Below are 4,093 nucleotides of genomic sequence, written 5' to 3'. Positions count from 1 at the left end.
TTGACCGGGCCATAATGGCTGTTTTCATTGGAAGAGCCCATGGCAAACTCATCCATATTGGTTTTGCCCAGCATAACGGCACCAGCATCCCTGAATTTGCCGGTGACGGTGGACTCATAAGGGGCAATAAAGTTGTCCAGCATTTTTGAACCACAGGAGGTTTTTACGCCTTGTGTGCAGAACAGGTCTTTATGGGCAACGGGAATGCCGGTCATGGCGTGGGCATCGCCCGCCGCAAGGCACTGGTCGGCGGCGGCTGCCTGTTCCAGGGCTAACGTTTCAGTCACCGTAATAAAGCTGTTGATGTCACCATCGAACTGCCTGATTCGGTCAAGGTAGGTTTGTGTCAACTCGACACTGGATATTTCGCCACTGGCTAATGCCCGGCTCTGTTCTGCAATGGTTTTATCGTACATGGGATTCGTTCGGTTGGAAGACGTATGGTATAGAAGAGGCTCAGCTTCTACCGGACTCAGAGCAGTTATTATGAAAATAATGCCTTTTCGGCGTTTCTACCACGATCACTGCTGCAATATTTTCTGACGTATTACTCAATAACACGGGGAACCAGAAAGAGGCCTTCTTCAACGGCAGGTGCGCAGCCCTGTAATTGCTCTCGCTGGTTTTCTTCGGTGACCTGGTCAGGGCGCAGGCGCTGGATGGCATCCAGAGGGTGTGCCAGGGGTTCCACGCCCTGTGTATCAACGGCCTGCATGCTATCGACCAGTTCCAGTATGCTGCTGATGGTGGCAGCGGTTACTTCCACTGCATCGTCGTCAATGGACAGACGTGCAAGTTTTGCAACCTTTTTAACTCCAGAGGCGTCGATGGCCATTGGTAATGGTTCTCCATAAATGAATAACAATCAAATAAATAAGAAGCTAATGTATGGGCTGCCCACCTATTTCTCAAGGATTTATCGGGTGATCTATGGGATGATTACCGGAAACATCTCTGCTGGAATGGTAAATGGGGGGGCTGATTGGTGTAAAAATAGAACTTTGCAGTTTAACAAAACACACGGACAGTCACCCGGTTTTTCGGTAAATCCCACTATTAAGGCCGCTGTTTGAATGCTTTTCCTGAGATAAATGATTCAGGCACAGTTGCCACAGAGCACAATTGCTGCTTGCCCTCCGGAGGCAGCATTGTTAGAGTTTCTGGAATTACCCAAGCCTTGAATCAAGGTACACCATAACATGCTGAAAAGGTTACGTGGCCTGTTTTCCAGCGATCTCTCGATTGATCTTGGAACAGCCAACACATTGGTCTATGTCCGCGAAAAGGGCATAGTGTTAAATGAACCCTCTGTGGTTGCTATCCGCAATCTCGGTACTCAGAAAAGCGTAGTGGCTGTTGGTGCCGATGCCAAGCGGATGCTGGGGCGAACCCCCGGCAACATTACCGCTATACGTCCAATGAAGGATGGCGTGATAGCGGACTTTGATGTCTGCGAGCGTATGCTCCAGCACTTTATTAACAAAGTGCATGAGAACAGTTTTATTCAGCCCAGCCCTCGAGTGCTGGTCTGTGTGCCCTGCAAATCAACCAAAGTTGAAAAGCGGGCGATCCGTGAATCAGTACTGGGCGCGGGTGCCCGGGAAGTGTATTTGATCGAAGAGCCGATGGCGGCCGCTATTGGTGCCGGACTTCCGGTTGAAGAAGCCAGTGGCTCCATGGTTGTGGATATCGGTGGTGGTACTACGGAGATTGCCATTATCTCCCTTAGCGGTGTCGTATACTCTGAATCTGTGCGCATTGGCGGTGACCGTTTTGATGACGCGATTGTGACGTATGTCCGCCGCAACTACGGCAGCCTGATTGGTGATGCTACTGCTGAGCGTATCAAGCAGGAAATTGCCATCGCCTACCCAAGTGATGAACTGCTGGAAATTGATGTGCGCGGGCGTAACCTGGCGGAAGGTATTCCCCGGAGCTTTACCCTGAACAGTGGTGAAATTCTGGAAGCGCTTCAGGAGTCGCTGACGGCGATTGTTCAGGCAGTGAAAAGTGCCTTGGAACAATCACCGCCGGAACTGGCTTCGGATATTGCCGAGCGTGGCCTGGTTCTGACCGGTGGTGGTGCATTGCTGCGGGATCTGGATAAACTGATCAGTGAAGAAACCGGCCTGCCGGTTCTGGTCGCTGAAGATCCGCTGACCTGTGTGGCCCGTGGCGGCGGCAGGGCAATAGAGATGATGGATAAGCACCGTATGGACTTGTTATCCACGGATTAACGGCTCTGTTAATCAAGCACCTGTTTTGCAAAATGATCAGCAATATTTCTTCCCGAGGTATTGCTGATTTGTTATTTTGGTCTGCCACTAGGAGCCTGTCCGAGAATAGACTGCCCTACTGCGGTGGCAGCAAATTGGTCTAAAAATTCCGTTTTGTTCGGCAAATAGCCCCGCTATTCACCTCACAAAACAGAATTTTTATCCTCAATTTTCTGCCATCCTCGCTACGGGGTCGCCTAGACGGGCGCTATTCTCGGACAGGCTCCCAGGCAAAGTTAGCAGTTATCTTCTGGTGATCAGTGTTTTTTCGGTAATCGCGGCTTTTCCGGGAAGTGTTGAACTCATCACCTTAAATAGCTGATCACTGGAAATTGTCAGCCAGGTATGGGTGTCGATAGAACGGTGCTTCAGGTTTTTGATATGGCATTTTCAAGGCAATTAATCCGAAGCCTGGTAAGGAGCAGGTTATTAAACCGATTTTCAGTCAACGCCAGTCACTGGTCACGCGCTTTGTTTTGCTGATCATCCTGTCATTGGCGATTTTGTATTTTGATCATAGCTATCGCGCCCTGTCACAGGTTCGCCAGTGGCTGACTGTTGCTGCTACGCCTGTCCTGTTTCTTGCTGATCTGCCCGGGCGTATCTGGGGAACCGCTTCACAGGTGGTGATGTCGCACAACGACTTGCTTCAGGAAAACGCCCGTCTCAAGGCACGAAACCTGATTCTTGAACAGAAGGTTCAGAAACTTGCTTCATTAACAGCCCAGAATATCCGTCTGCGGGAGTTGCTGAACTCTTCTGAACTGGTGGATGAGCAGGTATTGGTTGCCGAGGTGGTTGGCGTTGACCCTGATCCTTTCCGGCACCGGGTGATCATTAACAAGGGAGCCATTGACAAGGTCTACGAAGGGCAGGCCATTCTCGATGCTCATGGCGTGATGGGGCAGGTTATTGAAGTCAGCCCGGTCAGCAGTCGGGTGTTGATGCTGACCGATGTGGCGGCCCGCATTCCTGTGCAAAATCACCGAACCAAATATCGAGCTATTGCTACGGGGACCGGTCGTACGGATCGCCTTGAATTGCAGCATATCCCGGTTACTGAAGATTTTCAGGAGGGTGATCTGCTGACCAGTTCGGGGCTGGGGGGCATCTATCCCGAGGGGTACCCGGTGGGGGTGGTTACCCGGGTTATCCATAATTCCGGCGATGCCTTTGCCTCTATTGAAGTTAAGCCTCTTGCTGAAGTGAATAGAAGCCGGGTTGTGCTTCTGGTTTTTCGGGAAGTCTCCGGCCTGATTGAGCCGATCAACGCTGCCCAGACGGATGTTTCAAAGACAAAGGTGGAGAAGAAAACAGATGAGGTGCGGCGATAATGGTTCAGCAGGCTAATGCCCACTGGGTGGTGTGGATGACCCTGCTGGTGGCGGCAATGTTCAGTATTATGCCATTGCCTGAATGGTTATCACTGGTTCGCCCGGCATGGGTACCGCTGGTGGTTATCTACTGGGCTCTGGCATTGCCGGAGCGGTTTGGTTTGCTGTTTGCCTTTATTACTGGTTTGCTGCTGGATGTGTTTCAGGGAAGTCTGTTTGGGTTGAACTCCCTGGGGATGATCATGGTTGCTTTTATTGTGCTCAGCCTGCATCGGCGGCTCAGGTTATTTCCTGTCTGGCAACAGGCCTTCATGGTGTTCCTGATGGTAGGTTTTTATCAACTGCTGCTACTGTGGGTTCGCAGTGCTGCAGGGAATACGATTCCCTCTGTCTGGTATTTGCTGCCTTCATTATCCAGCGCGCTTATCTGGCCCTGGGTTATGTCCGGACTGCGTTTTTTGAGGCGCTATTTCCGGGTGGTTT

At 51.1% G+C, this 4,093-nt stretch carries 5 protein-coding genes; 3 read left to right on the top strand and 2 right to left on the bottom strand.

The genetic code is table 11. From position 1 onward, the window contains the following. Together ACO6V1_RS22685 and gatC are read right to left on the bottom strand one after the other, a co-directional pair. Positions 1–416 (bottom strand): amidase (locus ACO6V1_RS22685; RefSeq protein WP_422468741.1); only part of this gene is annotated, 416 nt, incomplete at its 3' end. Between the two features lie 131 nt (positions 417–547). Beyond that, positions 548–835, bottom strand: coding sequence for an Asp-tRNA(Asn)/Glu-tRNA(Gln) amidotransferase subunit GatC (gene gatC, locus ACO6V1_RS22680; protein WP_209203311.1), 288 nt, complete (start codon positions 833–835; stop codon positions 548–550). 364 nt (positions 836–1,199) lie between these two features. Here gatC and ACO6V1_RS22675 point away from each other — a divergent pair, with 364 nt between their 5' ends. The 3 genes from ACO6V1_RS22675 to mreD all read left to right on the top strand — a co-directional run. Beyond that, positions 1,200–2,237, top strand: coding sequence for a rod shape-determining protein (locus ACO6V1_RS22675; RefSeq protein WP_020585121.1), 1,038 nt, complete (start codon positions 1,200–1,202; stop codon positions 2,235–2,237). A gap of 425 nt (positions 2,238–2,662) precedes the next feature. Continuing rightward, entirely contained in the window at positions 2,663–3,610 is a 948-nt protein-coding gene (gene mreC, locus ACO6V1_RS22670; RefSeq protein WP_422468743.1) for a rod shape-determining protein MreC, read from the top strand. Further along, positions 3,610–4,093: rod shape-determining protein MreD (gene mreD, locus ACO6V1_RS22665; RefSeq protein WP_422449246.1), on the top strand; the 484-nt coding region annotated here is incomplete at its 3' end. The genes mreC and mreD, both read left to right, overlap by 1 nt.

Origin of the sequence: Endozoicomonas sp. ALC013, from assembly GCF_049310205.1 — a bacterium.
Lineage (GTDB): Bacteria > Pseudomonadota > Gammaproteobacteria > Pseudomonadales > Endozoicomonadaceae > Endozoicomonas.
Note: the sequence above shows the minus strand (reverse complement) of the source record. Positions and strands in the feature narration are given on the sequence as shown.

Excerpts from the sequence above, each read along its gene's own strand:
- ACO6V1_RS22675 (WP_020585121.1), top strand. The coding sequence starts at position 1,200 with ATGCTGAAAAGGTTACGTGGCCTGTTTTCCAGCGATCTCTCGATTGAT.
- gatC (WP_209203311.1), bottom strand. The coding sequence starts at position 835 with ATGGCCATCGACGCCTCTGGAGTTAAAAAGGTTGCAAAACTTGCACGT.